2 protein-coding genes (1 of these 2 running past the window's edge) are annotated in these 20302 nt (G+C 73.0%); both read right to left on the bottom strand.

Annotation, left to right across the window (positions count from 1 at the left end):
* Positions 1-8: 8 nt before the first annotated feature.
* Complete coding sequence (locus ACGFIV_RS15140) at positions 9-7523, bottom strand: amino acid adenylation domain-containing protein (protein WP_358552125.1); 7515 nt, start codon at positions 7521-7523, stop codon at positions 9-11.
* Positions 7520-20302, bottom strand: partial view of an SDR family NAD(P)-dependent oxidoreductase gene (locus ACGFIV_RS15135; protein ID WP_392835169.1) — the 3' portion only. 1107 nt of this gene lie beyond the right edge of the window; 12783 of the gene's 13890 nt are visible here — the last part of the coding sequence; its start codon lies off the right edge, out of view — the gene reads right to left on this strand; its stop codon occupies positions 7520-7522. Before ACGFIV_RS15135 ends, ACGFIV_RS15140 begins: the two co-directional genes overlap by 4 nt.

Here is a 20302-nt window from a genome sequence, read left to right as displayed (position 1 = left end):
CCGGGCTCCTAGTTCTGGCTTTCCAGAGCGTCCAGCTCTTCGTCGCTCATACTCTCGATCAGTCCCAGGCTCTCCCGGATCCGATCCACATCGAACGGGTCCGCGCCCGCCCATACCGGAGCACATCGCTCCAGCTCAGCGGCCATGCCGGCGAGCGTCGGGCGTTCGAAGACGGCCTGGATGGGCAGCTCCGCGCCGGTCTGCTGCTTGAGCCGGTTGACCAGTCGGGTCACCAGGAGCGAATTGCCGCCCAGGGAGAAGAAGTTGCTGTCCACCGACAGCCGGGAGGCGTCCGTGCGCAGCAGTTCGGCCCAGACCTCGGCGACGGTCCGCTCCGCGTCGGTGCGGGGGGCGACCAGGCGCTCGCGGTGCTGCTGCCTGCTCTCGTGGGCGGGCAGGGCGCGGCGGTCGAGTTTGCCGTTCGGGGTCAGCGGCAGTGCGTCCAGCAGGACGTGCGCGGCGGGCAGCATGTACTCGGGCAGGGCGTCGCGCAGGGCGGCCTGGACGTCGGCCAGCAGCGCGGCCTGTCCGGACCAGCGGGGTTCGGCCGGGGCGGCCGGTTCCGCGGGGCGCTCGTCGTCCTCGCGTACGGCGTAGACGTTGTAGAGCGGGGTGTTCCGCAGGAGCCGGTTGTCCTGCTCGCTCACCACGGTGAAGCCGAGGGCCCTGAGCAGGGTCTCCACCTTCTCCAACTGGCCGTCGACGTCGTGGAGTTCTACGACGAGCTGGCGGATCCTGGGCCAGTCGCGCCAGTGGATGCCCTTGAGCACCTCGTACTCGGCGTTCTCGACGTCGATCTTCAGCAGGTCGACGCGGTCGATGCCCTGCTCGGCGATGACCTCCGAGAGCGTCCGCAGCCGGCAGGTGAACTGCTCGCTGTCGAGGCGGGCGTCGACGACCTCGTCGACCAGTTCGTCGCCGGCGACGGCACCGTCCTGCGTCAGCTCCTCCTGGTTGCGCAGGTAGGACCGGACCATCTCGTGCGCCTGCTCGGCGGTGGTGCGGCTGCTGGAGATGACGGTGTTGTGCCGGTAGAAGGTGAAGGTCTCCTCCTTGGCCTCGGCGGCGAGACCGCAGTCGAACACCGTGGCGTCGAGCCCGTGCAGGGCGACGTTGCGCCGCAGCGAGTCGAACACCGGCGGGATCGGCTCGAAGGCGTAGATCCGGGCACCGGGGCAGCGCAGGCCCGCGAACAGCGTGAACAGGCCGATGTTGGCGCCCACGTCGACGATGCAGTCGCCGTCGCGCAGGGTGATGCCGTTCCTGAGGTACTCGAGGTTGGTGAAGATCTCCTCGTAGACGAAGTCGGTCTCGCTGCGGTTCTGCTGGAAGACCGTCACGCCGTTGGGCAGTTCGTACGTCCGCTCCAGTGCCTCCGGCTCATCGCGGGCGATCCGGACCAGCTCGCGGACCGCGTGGGCGTGCCGCGCCGAGGGCACCAGGTAGGACACGAGCCGCTTGTCGTGCTCACCGTAGTCCCGGACGACTACGCGGGCGTCGTCGATGCCCGGGTGCGCGCCGAGCCTGGCCTCGATCTCGCCCGGTTCGATGCGGAAGCCGCGCACCTTGACCTGGTCGTCGTTGCGTCCCAGGTATTCTAGGGTGCCGTCGGGCTGGATGCGGGCCAGGTCGCCGGTGCGGTACATGCGGGCGCCGGGTTCCGGGCTGAACGGGTCGTCGAGGAAGCGCTCGGCGGTCAGTTCGGGGCGGTTGAGGTAGCCGCGCGCCACTCCCGCGCCGCCGACGTACAGCTCGCCGATGGCACCGATCGGCGCCGGTCGGCCGTGCCGATCGAGGACGTAGGTACGCAGGTCCGGAATGGGCTCGCCGATGGGGCTCACGGTGCTGTCGGCGTCGGCCTCGGTCAGCGGCCGGTGGGTGACGTGCACGGTGGTCTCGGTGATGCCGTACATGTTGACCAGGTCGGTGCGGCGGTTGACGGCGCGCCGCATCCAGGGCCGCAGCGAGGTGACGTCCAGCGCCTCGCCGCCGAAGACGACCGTGCGCAGCCGGTGCGGCGCCGGGTCCTCGCCCTGGGCGGCGATCAGCTGGCGGAACGCGCTGGGCGTCTGGTTGAGCACGGTGACGCCGGACTCGCACAGCAGCCGGTAGAAGTCCTTCGGGCTGCGCGTCGTCGCCTGCGGCACGATCACCAGGCGGCCGCCGTGCAGCAGCGCGCCCCAGATCTCCCAGACGGAGAAGTCGAACGCGAAGGAGTGGAACAGCGTCCACACGTCGTCGCCGTCGAAGTGGAACCACGGCTCGGTCGCGGTGAACAGCCGCGTGACGTTGCGGTGTTCGACCATCACGCCCTTGGGTGTGCCGGTGGAGCCCGAGGTGTAGATGACGTATGCCAGGTGTGCGGGGGCGACGCCCACGGTGCCGGACGGCAGGCCGGTGTCAGGAAGCCCGCGCCAGAGGTCCTCGTCGGCCCGTACGTCGATCACGGGGATGCCGGGGGCTTCGAGCCCGTCGGGGAGCGGGCCGTCGACGAGCAGGGCTATCGGTGCACTGTCCGCCAGCAGGTACCGCAGCCGGTCCACCGGGGAGGCGGGGTCCAGCGGCACGTACGCGCCGCCGGCCTTCAGCACCGCCAGCAGGGCCACGACGATCTGCTCGCTGCGCGGCAGGCAGAGGGCGACGAGGACGTCGGGGCCGACGCCCAGCTCGCGCAGATGGCGGGCGAGCCTGTTGGCCCGCGCGTTCAGCTCCCGGTAGCTGAGGGTGGTGCCGTCGTGGGAGAGCGCGACGGCCTCGGGTGTGGCGGCCGCGGTCTCCTGGAACCACTCGTGCAGGCAGCGGTCGACCGCGGCCGCGCGCGGCAGCCGGTCGCCGTCGTCGAGCAGTCGGCGGCGCAGCGCCTCGGGGAGGACGGGGACCTCCAGCGCGGAGCACGGCTGTTCGTCGGCCAGCGCGTCCATGACGCCCGCCATGGCGGTCTCCAGGTAGGTGATGACCAGGTCGGCGTCCTGAGCGCGGTCGATCTGGGCGTCGATCGAGAAGGAGTGGCCCAGGTCGTCGACCGACATGGCGACGGGGTAGTTGCTGCGCTCGATCACCCCGGCCGGCGAGGTGACGCCCACGCGCTCCAGCTCGGCCTCGTCGATACGGTCCGTGGACTCCAGATGCCGGAAGTTGAAGATCGCGTTGAACAGCGGGGTGTCGCGCGGGACTCCGCTGTGCCGGTGGATGGCGGCCAGCGGGGTCTGCTCGTGGCGTACCAGTTCGCGCAGCGCCCGGTCGGTCTCGTCGACCAGGTCGCGGACGTCCCGCCCGGTCAAGTCGATGCGCACGGGCAGCGTGTTGATGAAGTTGCCCAGCATCCGCTCGATGCCCCGCGGGCCCTGGAGCCGGCCGGACATCACAGTGCCGAAGACGACGTCGTCCCGTCCGGCGCAGGCCGCCACGACCAGGGCCCAGCCCGCGTGGAACAGCGTGGCCGGACTGACTCTCAGCTCCTTGGCGCGGGCCCGGACGCGCCGGCCCAGCTCCGGGTCGAGCGGCCTGCGCAGGTCGAGGACCCGGCGGCCGTCGCCGTGCACGTCCTGGAGTCCGAACAGGACGGTGGGCTCGGTGACGTCGCTCAGCCGGGCCCCGAAGTACGCCTCGGTGTCGAGCGTGCGGGCCCGGTGCGCGGTGTGGGCGATGAAGTCGCGGTACGGCACCGGCTCGGGCAATTCGGCCTGCCGGCCGGTGAGGTGGGCGACCAGTTCCCTGAACAGGAAGCCCAGCGAGGTGGCGTCGTCTATGAGGTGGTGCAGGTTGAGGACGGCGTGCCACTGACCGCTGTCCGGGTCCTGGATCGCGCGCAGCCGGATCAGCGGCGCCCGGTCCAGGCGCATCGCCTGGCCCTGGGCGAGGATCTCCTGGATTTCGTCCTGGACGGCGACGCCCGGGGTCGACTTCAGCTCGTTGATGCTGAGTTCGGCGTGGCGGACGACGACCTGGACGGGCTGCGACAGTCCCTTGGTCAGCACCGCGGTGCGCAGTACGTCGTGCCGGTCGACGACCGCCTGGAGGGCGCCCGCGAACCGGTCCAGGTGGTCCCGGCTCGCGAAGGAGAAGACGCCGGAGAGCACATAGGGGTCGCGGCCGCCCTCCTTGAGGTGGTGGAAGAGCATGCCTTCCTGGAGCGCCGCCAGCGGGTAGACGTCCTGGAGGTTGGCGGCGCCGCCGGGCACGGCGGCCACCACGGTGGCCAGCTCGTCCTCGGTCAGCTCCACCAGCGGCAGCATGTCGGGGGTGACCCGGGTGCAGCCTTCGGGGATGCCGCCCTCGGGGACGGTGAACGCCTCGCCCTCGGGGGCCTGTTCGATGACGGAGGCCAGCTCGGCGAGCGAGGCGGCGGCAAAGACCGCGGAGAGATCGCAGTGCAGGCCGGCGGCCCGCAGCCGTGCGGTGAGCTTGGGGATGAGCAGTGAATGGCCGCCCAGCGCGAAGAGGTTGTCTCGGACGCTGATGCGGTCGGCGTCGAAGCCGAGCAGGTCGGCGCAGGCGGCGAGCAGGGTCCGCTCGGTGGCGGTGCGCGGGGCGACGTACTCACGGACGGCGTACGCGGTGGTGTCCGGGGCGGGCAGCGCCTTGCGGTCGAGCTTGCCGTTGGGGCTGAAGGGAAGTGCGTCGAGCCGGACGAGGGCGCTGGGGACCATGTGCTCCGGCAGTGCCTGCCGGAGGTGGCCGACCAGTTCGTCGTGCAGCTCCGGGGTGAGTGTCCCGTCGTCGGGGCCGAGGACGACGTACCCGACGAGCACGTCCTCGCGAGCCACGACGGCGCAGGCGCGCACGCGCGGATCCTGGCCGAGCCGAGCCTCGATCTCGCCGAGTTCGATGCGGAAGCCGCGCAGCTTCACCTGGTTGTCGATGCGGCCGAGGAACTCCAGGACGCCGTCGGGGCGGCGGCGCACCAGGTCGCCGGTGCGGTACATGCGGGCGCCGGGTTCGTCGTCGAACGGGTTCGGCACGAAGCGTTCCCGGGTGAGGTCCGGGTTGTTGAGGTAGCCGCGGGCCAGGCCGACGCCGGCGATGTGCAGTTCGCCCGGGCAGCCCACGCCAGCCAGGCCGCCGGCGTCGTCGAGGACGTGGAGCTGGATGTTCTGGATCGGGCGGCCAACGGGGACGGTGCCGGATGTCTGGTCGGGCGGGCACGTCCAGTGGCTCACGTCGATGGCCGCTTCCGTCGGCCCGTACAGGTTGTGCAGCGGGGCGCGGTGCACGGCGTAGTGGCGCGGGGGCAGTTCCGGCGGCAGGGCCTCGCCGCTGCAGAAGACCTGGCGGACGGAGGTGCAGTCCGCCCAGCCGTCGTGCTCGACGATCAGCCGCAGCATGGATGGCACGAAGTGCAGCGTCGTCACCCCGGTCCGCCGGATGAGCGAGACCAGGTGGTCGGGGTCCTTGTGGCCCTCCGGCTCGGCGACGACCAGACGGGCGCCGCTGATCAGCGGCCAGACGAACTCCCAGACGGAGACGTCGAAGCTGAACGGCGTCTTCTGGAGCACCACGTCGTCGGGGCCGAGCCGGTACGCGTTCTGCATCCACTCGATGCGGTTGACCACCGCCCGGTGCTCGACCATGACGCCCTTGGGGCGGCCGGTGGAACCGGAGGTGTAGATGACGTAGGCGAGGTCGCCGGGGCCGGCCGCGGCGGGCTCGGCGACGGGCGGCAGCTCTGCTTCGGCGAGCAGACGGCCGTCGGTGTCGAGGTGGAGGATCTCGGATGCCTCGATGCCGACGTGGGGCTGACTCAGCACCAGTCGGGCGCCCGAGTCCGCCAGCATGTAGGCGAGGCGGGCCGCCGGGTAGCCCGGTTCGAGGGGCAGATAGGCGCCGCCGGCCTTCATGACCGCCCACAGGGCGATCACCATCTCCAGTGACCGCTCCATGCAGACGCCGACCACAGTGTCGGGGGTGACGCCGCGCCGACGCAGCTGGTCGGCGAGCTCGTCGGTGCGGGCGCCGAACTCGGCGTACGTCATGGTCCGGTCGCCGAACACCAGGGCGGTGCGGTCGGCGTGGCGCCGCACGGCGGCGGCCAGCAGGTCGGGCAGGCTCCGGTCGGCGGAGTACGGGGTCCGGGTGTCGTTCCACTCGACGAGCAGCCGCCGGCGCTCCTGGTCGGACAGGTGCGAGGCGTCGGCGAGCGCGCGCTCGGGTGCGGCCAGCAGCGCCTCGAGCAGCTGCGTGTAGTGGCGCAGGAACCGCTCGACGTCGGGTGCGGCGAAGCGGTGGGCGTCGTACTTCAGGTGCAGGGCGTAGTCGTCGGCGTTCTCGAAGACCTCGAGTTGGAGCTTGAACTCGCCTTCCTGGGAGATCTCCTCGAACCGCATGGCGCGGGCCAGGCCGAGGTCCAGGACCTCGTCGGCCACATGCATCATGCGCTTGTTCTGGAAGACGTAGGAGACCTGGAAGACCGGTGAGGTGGCGGGGTCGGTCTGCAGGTTCAGGTCCCGCACCATGCACGGGAACGGGTAGGCGGCGTGGTCGAGTCCGTCGGCGAGGACGAGGGACAGTTCGCGCAGGTGGTCGGTGAGGGGCAGGTCCTCGCGCGGGCCGAACCGCACCGGCACCATGTTGACGAAGTACCCGACCGAGTCGGCGAAGGCGAGGTCCGGGCGGCCCATCGAGGGCACGCCGACGACGAGGTCGCGCTCACCGCTGTAGCGGCGCAGCAGCAGCTGGTACACGCCGAGGAAGAACACCGCGGGCCGTACGCCGTTGGACGCGCACCACTGCCGCACGCGGGCGCTCGTGGTGCGGGGCAGGGTCAGGCGGATGGTCTCACCGGCGGGTGCGGTGCTCGGGGCCGGGCCGCGTTCGATGCCGAGGCGCAGGGTGGGCAGCGGGCCCTGAAGCGTCTTGGTCCAGAAGGCGCGGTGCCGCTCGCCCTCGGGGCCGGCGAGGAAGTCCTCCTCCCAGCGCACGAACGCGTCGTGGTTGTCCCGTGCGGGGCACGTCCAGCGGGTGCCGCTGCGCACGGCCTCGTAGGCGGAGATCAGGTCGCGCAGGAAGAGCGGCGTGGAGGCGCCGTCGAACACCAGGTGGTGGAAGACAAGCAGTACGACGGTGTCCGCGCCGTCGACCTCGAACACGTGCGCCCGCGCGAGCGGGTCCTCGGCCAGGTCGAACGGCGCCTTGGCCTGCCGGCGCGCCTCGGCGAGGAGTTCCTCGGCGGACCGGCCGGAGAGCCGCTCGTGCCGGAAGCCGGCCGGGCGGTCGGGCCGCGCCACCAGGTAGGGAGTGCCGTCCTCAGTCACGACCGCGCTGCACAGCAGGCTGTGGCGCGCGACGGCCAGCTCGAAGGCCTGGCGGAAGCGTGCGACGTCGAGCGGTGCGAGCAGGCGGAAGCAGACCGGGACGTTGTACACGCCGGAGTCCGGCTGCAGCCCGTGGAGGAGCCACAGACCCTTCTGCCCCTCGGACAGCAGGCGCCGCTCGGGCTCGGCCGTCGGCCGCTCGTAGAAGGCGAGCACGTCGTCCGCGGAGAAGACGCCTGCCTTGAAGCCTGCGAGTATCTGGTCCTCGTTCACGCGCGCGGTGCTTCCTTCATGAGTGCCTTGAGATCTTCGAGGGTGACGTGCCCCTCCCGGAATTGCTCCAGCGCCCTGGCCCTGGCGGCCCTCAGGCCATCGCCCTCGTCCGGGACGTCCGGACGCGAGGGGCCGGCCGCCGGTTCCCTCGTCTCGGGTGCGGATCCGGCCGAGTGCTTGGCCGCGAGCCTGGCGGCGAGGCGTTCGAGGGTGCCGCACTCCAGGATTTCGCGCGTTGACAGGTCCAGGCCGAGGTCGGCCCGGAGCCTGCGCTGGAGCCTCGACCACAGGATCGAGTCCACGCCGAAACCGTGCAGGTCCTTGTCCACCGGCAGTTCGGCGGCGTCGAGTCCGAGCGCTTCGGCGAAGAAACCGGCGAGGTCGCCGGTGAGGTCGCCGCCGGGGGCCTGCGTATCGGGCTGGTCCGAGGGTGCCGGGGCGGTCGGAGCGGCCTGATCGGCCGGGGCGGCCGGTGCCGCCGGGTCCTGCGGGAACCAGGTGCGGCCGATCCAGTACCGGTCGCGCAGGAAGGCGGAGCCCGGCAGCGGTACGAGCCGCCGGCTGCGCCCCTGGTGCAGTGCTCTCCACGGCACCTGGACCCCGGCGACCCACAGTCCGGCGAGCCGGTCGAGGTCGCCGTCCTGGAGCAGGGCCGTGAGGAAGGCTTCGCCGCGGACCCCGGACAGGACGGCCGGCAGCGGGTGGGCGCCGCTCTCGGCGTTGCCGTGGTAGACCGGCGTGGTGCAGGGCCGGCCGGGCTCGCCGACGTCCAGGAAGTGCGCGAGGGCGTCCCGCAGTTCGGCCCGAGAGCCGACCACGGCGGCGAACCGCTCGGGCAGGGCCTCACGGCCGGTCTGGAGGGCGTAGGCGAGGTCCGCCAGGTCCGTCGAGTCGTCGCGGTCCAGGAAGTCGAGCAGATGCCGGGCCGTGGCGCGCAGCCGCTCGGGCCCCTGGGCGGACAGCGGGATCAGCTGGGCCGCGGCGGGTTCGGCCGCCGGCTGCGGTGCCCGGGGCTCCGGGGCGGCCTCGATCACCAGGCTCACGTGACTGCCGCCCGCGCCCACGGAGTTGACGAGCGCGCGGCGGGGTGCCGGGCGGCCGGAGTCCGTGCCGTGCGGTCGGCGCGGATGCCATGCCGTCAGGCGCTCGCAGAGCTCCAGCGGGGTGTCGTCCCAGCGCAGGTTCGGGTTGGGCGCGCCGGCCGCCGCGAGCGGGGTCAGCTCGCCGTGCCGCAGCTGGAGGACGACCTTGGTGAGCTGGGCGATGCCGGAGGCGGCCTCGGGGTGGCCGAGGTTCGACTTCACCGAGCCGAGCACGACCGGTTCGGACACGCCGCCGAACACCTCGCGCAGGGCGCTGACCTCCACGGCGTCGCCGAGTGCGGACCCGTTGGCCGCCACCTCGACGTAGCCGATGGACTCCGGTGCCGCGCCCGCGCGCTCCAGGGCGCGACGCATCACGGCGACCTGGGTGCGGTGGCTGGGCGCCATGAAGCCGGCCCCGCGGCCTGCGTGCACGGAGGCGCTGCCCTTGATGACGGCGTGGACCGTGTCCCCGTCGCGCAGTGCCGCCGCCAGCGGCTTGAGCAGCACGGCGCCGACCGCCTCGGCGGGCAGATAGCCGTCGCCGTCGCGCAGGCTCCGGCTGCCCGGGTGGCTGCCGAGCATCTGGGCCTGGGACAAGGCGATGTACTTGTCCGGGTGAACCGTGAGGTTGACGCCGCCGACGATGGCGAGTTCGGCCTCGCCGCGCAGCAGGTCCGCGCAGGCGAGGTGGACGGCCTGGGCCGACGAGGAGCACATGCTGTCGACAGCGAGGCTTGGGCCCTCCAGGCCGAAGAAGTACGACACCCGGTTGGCGATCATGTTGTACGAGGTGGCCGAGGTCAGCGCCGCGCGGGCGGCGTCCGACTCCTCAGCCCGGTACATCTGGTACATCGAGCCGACGTAGACCCCGACCCGGCGCCGGTAGCGCCGCTCGATGGTCTCCTGCGTGACGCCGCTCTGTTCGAGCAGCTCCCACGCCGTCTCCAGGAATAGCCGCTGCTGCGGGTCCATCGTCTCGGCCTCGCGGGGCGAGATGCCGAAGAACAGCGGGTCGAACCGGTCGATCCCGTCGAGGAATCCGCCCCAGCGGCAGTAGCTGGTGCCCACCGCGTCCCGGTCGGCGTCGAACAGCGCGTCGTGGTCCCAGCGGTCGCCGGGCACCTCGGTGACGCAGTCCTTGCCGGAGCGGAGGTTGACCCAGAAGGCGTCGAGGTCCTCGGCCTGCGGGTAGCGGCCGGCGACGCCGATGATCGCGATGTCCTGGCCGGTTTCGGCGACAGGAGACGGGCTCGGGTCGACCGCGGTGTCCGCCACCGTGGCGGGCGCGGTCCGCGGTGCCTGCGGCCGGGGCGCGGGCGTCTCCCCGAACAGGTCCCGCAGCGCGTCCACGTGCCCGGCGACGAAGTGGCCGGCCAGTTCACGCACGGTCTGCAGCTCGAAGAAGAGCGTCTTGGACAGCGGGCCGAACGACTTCTCGAAGCCGGCGATCAGGTCGGTCGCCACGACCGAGTCCATGCCGTACCGCTCCAGCGGTGTGTCGGCGTCGAGACGGTCGGGGCCGAGCTTGAGGGCCGTGGCGATCCGCTGCCGGAGGTAGCGCACCGTCCGCTCCTCCAGACCGGCGGACCCGGCATCCGCCGCGGTCGGCTCGGCGGCCTGCGGCCGCGGGCGCGCGGTGTCCTCACGCTCCGTCAGCCTGGGCAGCAGGGCGCTGCGCCGACCCGAGACGACCACGAGCCGCCCCTCGTCGAGGCCGTTGTCCTGCGCGGCGATGCCGACCCGCAGGGCGTGCAGCGCGCTGTCGGTGTCGAGCGGTGCGAGGTCCATCCGCCGGAGCTGCTCCTTGGTCACGTCGTTCACCTGCATGCCACCGTCCTCCCAGAGTGGCCAGTTGACGGAGAGGGTCGTACCGCTGCGCAGGCCGCGGCCGGCGAGACGGTTGCGACGGGCCGCGAACGCGTCCATGAAGGCGTTGCCCGCCGCGTAGTCGGCCTGGCCCGGGTTGCCGAAGGCGGCGCTGGTGGAGGAGAAGCATAGGAACAGCTCCAGCGGCTGGTCCTTGCTCGCCTCGTCCAGGTTCACCAGCCCGCGCACCTTGGGCGCGAGCACCCGCTCGGCGTCCTGCGGTGCCTTGCCGGCGAGGAGGCCGTCGCTGATCACGCCGGCGCTGTGCAGGATGCCGGTCAGCGGCCCGTGGACGTCCGTGACGCGGGCGATCAGCTCCTGGACCGCATGCGGGACGGTCACGTCCACCCGCTGGTGGTCCACCCGCAGCCCGGCCGCCCGCAGCTCGTCCAGCGCGCGCCGCCGGTCCGCGTCGAGCGGGGAGCGGCCGGTGAGGACCACGGTGGCGTGGTCGACCGACGAGGCGATCTCCCGTGCCGAGACGAGGCCCAGGGCTCCGGTGCCACCGGTGATCAGGTAGACGCCGCCGGTGCGCCAGGGGGCGGCGGCCGGGCGGGCGGGCGTCACCTCCGTGAGCCGCCTGACCTCGCGTCGGCCGTCCCGGTACCGGATCTCCGGTTCAGTGGGGTGGGCCGCCTCGGCGCGCAGGCGCGCGACGACCAGGTCCGGCGTGGCCCCGTCGAGGCAGTCGACGTACTGCGTGTGCAGGCGCGGGTTCTCCAGCCGTGCCGTCTTCAGCAGGCCGGTCAGGCCGGCGAAGCACGCCTGGCGGTCGGCGTCGCCGGGCTCGCCGACGACCACGACCTGGAGCAGCGCCTCGCAGCGCAGGCCGTGTTCGAGCATGCCGCGCAGCAGGCCGAGCAGGTGGCGGCTCACGCCGACGTACTGCTCGTCCAGCGCTCCGGTGCCGAGGTCCACGAGGTCGTACGAGACCATCTCGGGCAGCGCCCGCGCCAGCGCGTCCCGCGCGGCGGCGTCGAGCCGTCCGACCAGGACGACGTGGTGCTCGGTGAAACCGGCGTGGCGGGGTGCGCCGCTCTCCTCGGCGGCGTCCCACACAGGGCGCAGGAGCAGCAGGTCGGCAGGCGGCTGCGCAGCGACGGCTGCGCCGTCGGTGTCCAGCCAGTACCGCTCACGGGCGAACGGATACCCTGGCAGGCTAATGCGCCGCGCGGGCGCGCCCGCCGGGCGCAGCGCCTCCCAGTCGACGGCAAGCCCGTCGGCCCAGTGGCGCAGGAGCGCCGTGTGGTCGCCTCGCTCCCAGAGGTCGCGTACGGCTGTCTGCGCGTCGTCGGCCGTGAGCGGCGCCGGTTCGCCGGGGCGGACAGTGCCGCGCTGCCAGGGGCCGTGCTGCGCCGGGCTGTCGGCGAACGCGTGCAGGGTGCGCCGGAGCGAGGCGATGGAGTCCGCCGTGAAGGCGAGGCGTTCCTCCATCGCGACGCGCCCGGTCTGGAGCGTCCAGGCGACCGCCGGAAGATCGTCTTCGGTCAGTTCGGCGGCCCGGGCGGCGAGGCGCCGGGCCTGCTCGACGAGCTGGTGCTCGCTCTTCGCGGACAGCAGGATCAGAGCCGGCCACGGGTCCTCGGGCGCCGTCGGACGCTGCGGGGCTTGCGGCTCGTACTCGGCGATGACCACGTGGGCGTTGGAGCCGCCGGCGCCGAAGCTGGAGACTCCGGCGACCCGCGGGAGCTCGCGCCGCTCGCCGTCGGTCTCGACCATCGGCGGCCGCCACGGCTCCAGGTGCTGCTGCACCCGGAACGGAGTGCGCTCGAAGTCGATGTGCGGGTTGAGGGTGGCCGAGTGCAGGCTGGGCACCAGTTCGCGGTGCTTCATCTGCAGGAGCACCTTGGTGACGGCGGCGATGCCCGCCGCGCTCTCGCAGTGGCCGATGTTGGACTTGACCGAGCCGATCGCGCAGTGCTCCGGCAGCGTGCCGTCGCCCGCCTTACGGAACGCCTTGACCAGGCCCGCGATCTCGATCGGGTCGCCCAGGGACGTGCCCGTGCCGTGGGCCTCCAGATAGCCGAGTTCGCGCGGGTCGGCTCCGGCCTCGTCCAGCGCGCGGGCGATGACGTCGCCCTGCGCGATGGGGCTGGGCACGGAGAAGCCGTGGGTGCGGCCGCCGTGGTTGAGCGCGCTGCCCTTGACGACACCGTAGATGTGGTCGCCGTCGGCGATCGCGCGGTCCAGGGGCTTGAGCAGGACGGCGCCCACGCCCTCGCCGGGGACGTAGCCGTCGCCGCCCTCGCCGAAGCTGCGGCACCGGCCGTCGCTGGCGGTGAACCTGCCCTGGCCGAGCATCAGGTACTTGTTGGGGTGGACGCTGACGTTGACGCCGCCCGCGATCGCCGACGCGCACTGCCCGCTCCTGATCGCCTCGCAAGCGAGGTGGATGGCGGTGAGCGAGGACGAGCACATGGTGTCCACGGCCATGCTCGGCCCGTGGAAGTCGAAGAAGTACGAGACCCGGTTGGCGATGGACGCCGGGTTGCCCGACAGCGCGACCTGGTGGCCGCGTGCCTGCGCCTGGGCGCCGTGGAGCTGGTACTCCTCGTACATCACGCCGACGAAGACACCCACCTTGCCCTCGGGTTGGAGGGCGCCGGTGTTGTCGTCCGCGGACCGCCGGGCAAGCAGCTCGCCGGTGTAGCCGGCGTCCTCCAGGGTGTGGTGGACACACTGCAGGAAGAGGCGTTCCTGTGGGTCGAGGTACTCGGCCTCGCGCGGGGAGATGTGGAAGAACAGCGGGTCGAACTCATCGACACCGTCGAGGAATCCGCCCCACCTGCCCCCGGAGGGGTACTGGCGGTGGTCCCAGCGGCTCGCCGGGACCTCGCGGATGCAGTCGCGTCCGGAGCGGAGGTTCTGCCAGAACTCGTCGAGGTCGGCGGCCTCCGGGTAGCGGCCGCCGACACCGATGATCGCGATGTCGGTCGTGGACGGGCGTGCGCTGTCCGCGGATTCGGGGGTGACGGTCGCGGTCTGTGCGGGTGCCTGGTCGCGCACGTCCGGCTCGCGCGTCGGCGCCGCGGCCGCGGCGCCGAGCGCCGCGCGCAGTCGCTGCGGGTACTCCTCGGCGAAGTGGTCGCTGAGCGCCCGGATGGTGCGCACCTCGAAGAACAGGGTCTTCGGCAGCGGGCCGAACGGTCCCTCCAGATGGCGGGTGAGTTCCATCGCCATCATGGAGTCCATGCCGTAGAGCTCCAGCGGCGTGTCCACGTCGAGGCGGTCCGGTGCCACCTCCAGCGCGGTGGCGAGCTGTTCCCGCACATAACGCAGGGCGCGGACGCCGAACGGCTCCTCCGTGCGCGCCGGGGCGGGGGCGTCGCCGGCCGGTTCGCCGCGAAGCACGCGTGCGCTCAGTCCGGTCAGCTCCGCGCACACCTGTCCGCGCGCGTCGAGCAGGGTCACGTCGAGCTTGGCCGAGGCGGCGCCGAGCCGGCTGCCGTCCTGGTGCCTGATCCAGGCGTACGCCGTCACCGGCGTCGGCGCGGTCGCCTCCAAGCGCTGCAGGGCGAACGGCAGGGCGGGCCTGCCGCCCTGGGCGCCGGCCCGGTCGGCCGTCAGCCCGAGCCCGAGCGTGGCCTGCAACGCACCGTCCACGATGCTCGGGTGCAGGTGGTACGACGCCGGGCTCTGCGCCTCCGCCGGGAGGCGCAGTTCGGCCAGCACCTGGGGCCGGCCCTCGGGGTCCGTGCCCGTGCCGAGCCAGGTCACCGACCGGTGCGCGGGGCCGTACTCCATGCCGACGCGCGTGTAGCGGTCGTAGATGTCGTCCGCGGTGAAGACAGCGGCGGCACAGGCGGCCCGCAGGTCGTCGAGCGGCGGCACCCGGGTGTCGGGCGTGGCGGTGAGCCCGGCCCGCCCCTGGCTGCACAGGACGCGCCGGCCGTCGCCGTCGACGCTGTACAGGGCGTACTCGTAGGCGTCGTCGGACACTGGGCGCACGTCGAGGCTCAGTTCCAGCCCGTCCGCGCCGCACACCGCGGGCCGCAGCCACACGACGTCGTCCAGGCGTACGCGGCCCGCGTGGTCCTCGCCCACCAGGCGGGCGATCGCCGCGCGCGCCATCTCCAGATGCGCGGCGCCGGGCAGAACCTTGCTGCCCCGCACCCGGTGGTCGCGCAGGAAGGGCTCGCTTCCGTCGAGGCGCGTCTCGTACCGGGTGGTCTCGCCGTCCGGCAGGGCGCGCCGCAGCATGGGGTGCGAGCCCGCCGGGGCGGCCGGTTCGGCCGCGTCCATGGCCGTCGGCCGGGCGCCGCGGCCCGCCCAGTAGCGCTCGTCCGCGAACGGGTAGGTGGGCAGTCCGGTGCGCCGCGGGCGCGGTCGGCCCGCGTACAGCCGCTCCCAGTCCACCGGGTGTCCGGTCGCCCAGTGAGCGAGCACCCGGTCGTACTCCCCCGCGTCGATCCACCGGCGGGACGCGGCGAGCCGCTCGGCGTCGCGTGCCGCGGCCGCGGCGGCGCCGCGGGGCACGGAACCGCGGTGCCAGCCCTCCGGGGTGGCCGCGCCGCCAGCGACCGGCGCGAGCCGCTGTCGCAGCTCCGCGAGCGAGGACACACGGGTGGCGAGGCGCTCCTCCATGGCGTCACGGCCCGTATGCAGGGTGTACGCCAGGTCGGTCAGCCAGGGCGTGGCGACCCGGTCGTCGTCCAGGTGGGCCAGCAGGTTGCGGGCCTGGGCGGCCAGTTGCCCGCCGGTGCGGGCGGAGAGGACGACCAGCGCCGGGGTCTCGTCGACGGCAGGCTCCTCGCGGTGGGTGCCGCCCCGGTACTCCTCCAGGACCACATGGGCGTTGACCCCGCCGAAGCCGAACGAGCTGACCCCGGCACGGCGCGGCACCTCGGCGCCGTCGGCGTCCCGCAGACGCTGCCAGGGCCGGCGTTCCCGCACGACCTGGAACGGGCTGTCGGTGAAGTCGAGGTAGGGGTTGAGGTCGTGGCAGTGCAGGCTTTCGACCAGTTCGCCGTGCCGCATCTGCAACAGGGTCTTGATCATGCCCGCGACACCGGCGGCGAGTTCGAGGTGCCCGATGTTGCTCTTGACCGAGCCCAGGCCGCAGGTGGCGGGCTCGCCCAGGCTGTCGGGCGTCTCGTCGGCGAGCGCGGCGAAGGCGCTCTTGAGCGCGCCCAGTTCGACGGGGTCGCCCAGCTCGGTGCCGGTGCCGTGCGCCTCGACGTACGTCACGGTGCGCGGGTCGATCCCGGCCCGGCGGTAGGCCGTCTTGAGCAGGTCGGCCTGCGCCTGCGGGTTGGGCGCTGTGAGCGAGTGGGCGCGGCCGCCGTGGTTCTCTGCGGTGGCCAGGATGACGCCGTGGATGCGGTCGCCGTCGCGCTCGGCCAGGGACAGCGGCTTGAGGACGAGGATGCCGACGCCCTCGCCGCGCACATAGCCGTCCGCCTGTGCCGAGAAGGTCTTGCAGCGGCCGTCCTCGGACAGCATGCCGGCACGGCTGTAGCTGATGTGCAGGTCCGGGCTGACGATGGTGTTCACGCCGCCCGCCAGCGCCAGGTCGCTGGCCCCGCTGCGGAGCAGTTCGACCGCGCGGTGGACGGCGACCAGCGAGCTGGAGCAGGCGACCTCGACCGGCTCGCTGGGCCCGTGCAGGTCGAGCAGGTAGCTGACCCGGTTGGGCCCGATGGAGCCGGAGACGCCGGTGGCGGCGTAACCGTCCCCGGTGTGCCGCCCGTCGAGCAGCAGGCTGCCGTAGCCGCTGGGCGCGGTGCCGATCAGGACGGCGGTGTTGCTGCCGGCCAGGCTGGACGGCGCGTGCCCCGCGTCCTCGAGCGCCTGCCACACATGGGTGAGCAGGAGGCGCTGCTGCGGGTCCATGGCGGTCGCCTCGCGCGGCGAGATGCCGAAGAAGAGCGGGTCGAAGCGGTCCACGGCGTCGAGGAAGCCGCCCCAGCGCACGGGCCGCGGGCCGGCGAGGTTCTCCGGGTCGTCGTGCAGGGCGCGCCAGTCCCAGCGGTCCTCGGGTATCTCGGTGATGCAGTCCCGGCCCTCCCTGAGGTTGTCCCAGAAGGCGGTGAGGTCGGGCGCCTGCGGGAAGCTGCCGCTCATGCCGATGACGGCGATCGGCTCGGTCTCGCGTCTCCTGGGCGCGGCGGGCAGGGCAGGCGTGGGGCGGGGCGCTTCGGCGGACGGTGCTTGTCCCTCGCGCTCCTGAACGGCCGCGGCGGGCTCGGTACGGGCCGTGCCGTGGATGCGCGCCAACTCCTCGCCATACGTGTCGACGAGGTGGGCGGCGAGGCTGCGGAGCGTGCGGTGCTCGAAGAAGACGGTGGGGGCGAGCGTCAGTCCATAGCGGTCGTTGAGGCGTCCGGCCAGCTCGGTGAGGCTGATCGAGTCGAACCCGTACTCCCCCAGCTCCTCGTCCGCGTCGATCTCCTCGACGGGGAGGTTCAGTTGGGCGGACACCTCCGCGGCGACCGTCTCTGCGACGGCGGCGAGGTCCGCTGCGCCGGGCGGCGTGGGCTGCGCGCCGACCCGGGACGGGGCGGACGCGCGCCGGCCCGCGAGGTGTCCGGCGAGCCTGCGCGGTGTGGGGTGCTCAAAGAAGACCGTGGGGGCGAGTGCCAGACCGTGCTTGTCGTTGAGCCGGTCCGCCAGCTCGGTGAGGCTGATCGAGTCGAAGCCGTACTCCCCCAGTTCGCCGTCCGGCTCGATCTCCTCGGCAGGGATTCCCATCTGCGCGGCGATCTCCTCGATCAGCGCGTGCTCCCAGTACGCCGCGTCCGGACCGCCGGCCTCGGCGACGGGGGCAGCCTCTAGCGTGGAGCCGGTCAGGGGCGCGGTCTCCGGCTCCGAGCCGACCAGGGGCCTGGTCTCCGGCGCCGATTCGGTCAGAGGCGCGAGGCGGCCGAGCAGGGCCTCCCTGTCGCCGTGCAGCACCAGGGTCCGCTCCCGGCCGGCGGCGAGCAGCGCGCGCAGCGAGCGGAGTCCGTCCGGCGTGGCCAGCGGCGTCACCCCGAGCCGTGCCAGCCGGTCCAGGCCCGCGGCGTCGACGCGCATGCCGCCGTCGGCCCACAGCGGCCAGCTGACGCTGACGGCCCGGCCGGAGCGGCGGCCCTGCGCGGCGAGTTCGTTGCGGTGGGCGACGTAGGCGTCCAGGAAGCCGTTGGCCGCCGCGTAGTCCGCCTGCCCGGCGCTGCCGAGCGCGGCCGCGTTGGACGAGAAGACGACGAGCCGGTCGAGCGGCAAGTCGCGGGTGGCCTCGTCGACGTGGACGAGCCCGGACACCTTGGAGGCGAGGACGGCGTGGACGTCCGCGTCCGACTTGCCGGCGATGAGGCCGTCGCGCAGTACGCCCGCGCAGTGCACGATCCCGTGGAGCGCGCCATGACGGCGCCGCACGTCGTCGATCAGGTCCCGGACGGCCGCGCGGTCGGTGATGTCGGCCTGGCGGTACTCGACCGTGATGCCGGGCCCGCGCAGGCCAGCGAGCGTGCGCTCGGTGTCCGGTGTGGGCGCGGAGCGGCCCACGAGGACCAGCACGCCCTCGTCAAGGCCGCTCGACAGGTCGCGGGCGAGGTGCAGCCCGAGACCGCCGAGACCGCCGGTGATCAGGTGGACGCCGCCGTTGCGCCACGGCGAGGCCGCCGCGTTCTCGGGGGCGGTCACGGGGAGTTCGGCCAGGCGTCGTACGTACGTCTCGCCGCCGGTGTGGCGGATCTCGGCCTCGCGGGGGTGCCGCAGGCCGGCGCGGATCGCCTGGGCGAGGGCCTCCGGCGACGGCGCGTTGAGGTGTTCGACGTACTGCGTGCGCAGGCGGGGGTGTTCGAGGTGGGCCGTACGCAGCAGTCCGGACACGCCGGCCATGAGGCGGGCCTCGGGCGCGTCGTGGCCGGCCACGACGACCTGGAGGAGGTGGTCCCGTGCGGCGCCGGGGGCGGTCAGTGCGCGTATCTCGGTCAGGAGCGTCCGCGTCAGCCGCAGGTAGTCCTCGTCCGGCGCGCCCGCCCGGGTGCGGAACGTGCGCAGTTCGGCCTGGCCGGGCAGGACAGCGGGCAGCGCGCGGGCGAGCGAGCCGTCCGGGTCCTCGCCGACGAGCCACACCGTGTGCCCGGCGCCGCCGGTCGGGGCGTCGCCCGGCTCCGTGGCGGCGCGATTCACCGGCTCCCAGCGCGGCTCCAGCCACAGCAGCTCGCCCTGGGGTGCGGTGTCGTCCGCGCACGGGTCTTCGGGGTTCAGCCAGTAGGGGTCGGCCGCGAACGGGTAGGTGGGCAGGGAGATTCTGGCGGGCCGGCCGGTCTCGAAGAGGGTGTCGAAGGGCAGGGCCCGGCCCTCGGCGTACTGCTCGGCCAGTGCCTCGAGGTACCGCTGGTCGACCTGGTCGGCGGCGCCGGCCGGCTGCCCGGAGGAGCCGCTCGGGGGCCGCTCCGGCTTGCGGTCACCGCTGCGTACGGCAGGGTCGGCGCCGGTCCGCAGCCAGTTCTCCAGCGCCTCGGTCACCTGCGCGGTCGTGCGGGCCACCAGGGCCAGGCGGTGGCGGAAGTGCTTGCGGCCCAGCAGCAGCGTGCAGCTCAGGCCGCGTAGGCTCTCCTGCGGGTGCTCCCGGAGGTGGGCGAGCAGCCGCCGCACCTGCTCCCGCAGTTGTGCGTCGGTACGCGCCGACAAGGCGACGAGCCGTGCGCCGGGCGCGTCCCGCTCGTCGCGGTGCGCCGGGCTCGACGGGGCCTCGGCAAGCACGAGATGGGCGTTGGTCCCGCTGTAGCCGAAGGAACTCACCGCGGCGAGGCGGAGCTTGCCCCGGCCCGGCCAGGCGCGTTCCTCGGTGTTCACGTAGAACGGCGTGCCGCTCAGGTCGATGTGCGCGTTCAGACGGTCGTAGTGGATGGTCGGAGGCAGCGTCTGGTGCTTCAGGGCGAGTACGGCCTTGAGGGTGCCCGCGACGCCCGCGGCGCAGGCGCTGTGCCCGATGTTGCTCTTGACCGAGCCGATGGCGCAGTACGAGGTCCGGTCGGTGTGGGCGCCGAAGCTCCGCACGAGGCCGTCGATCTCCACGGGGTCGCCGAGTGCCGTGCCCGTGCCGTGCGCCTCGACCAGCTCGATGTCGGCCGGGTCGATGCCGAACCTGTCGTACACCCGCCGCTGGAGTTCGGCCTGGGCCTCGGCGTTCGGGGCGGTGATGCCGTTGGAGCGGCCGTCCTGGTTGACGCCCCAGCCCTTGATGACGGCATGGATCCGGTCGCCGTCCGTCAGGGCGTCCGGGAGCCGCTTCAGCAGGAGCATGCCGACGCCCTCGGCGGGGACGAAGCCGTCCGCCCGCTCGTCGAAGGCGTGGCAACGCCCGGTGGGCGACAGCGCCCGCAGCTGGCTCATCGCCACGTGGACCCCGGTGCCCGGGATGACCCAGACGCCGCCGGCCAGGGCGGTGTCGCTGTCGCCCAGGCAGAGGCTGTCGCAGGCGGCGGCGAGCGCCACGAGCGACGACGAGCACGAGGTGTCGATGGACAGGCACGGGCCCTTGAGGTTCAGGGTGTACGAGATCCGGCTGGCCATGATCGCGCTATTGGTGCCCAGGTTCTGATGGGCACTCAGCCCGCTCTCGTCGACCCGGCCGCCGTAGCCGTTGACCGAGCAGCCGATGAAGACGCCGCAGCGCGTGCCCGAGAGCGTCTCGGGGTTGTGACCGGCGTCCTCGACGCAGCGCCAGCTCTCCTGCAGCAGCAGGCGCTGCTGCGGGTCCATGACCTCGGCCTCGCTGGGCGAGATGTTGAAGAACAGGGGGTCGAAGTGGTGCGCGTTCTCTAGTACGCCCATCCACTTGCTGTACGACTTGCCGGGCGTCCCGGGCCGCTCGTCGTAGAAACGGCCCACGTCCCA

The organism is Sphaerisporangium sp. NPDC049003, assembly GCF_043197795.1.
GTDB lineage: Bacteria > Actinomycetota > Actinomycetes > Streptosporangiales > Streptosporangiaceae > Sphaerisporangium.
This window is presented reverse-complemented; position numbering and strand designations above follow the sequence as displayed.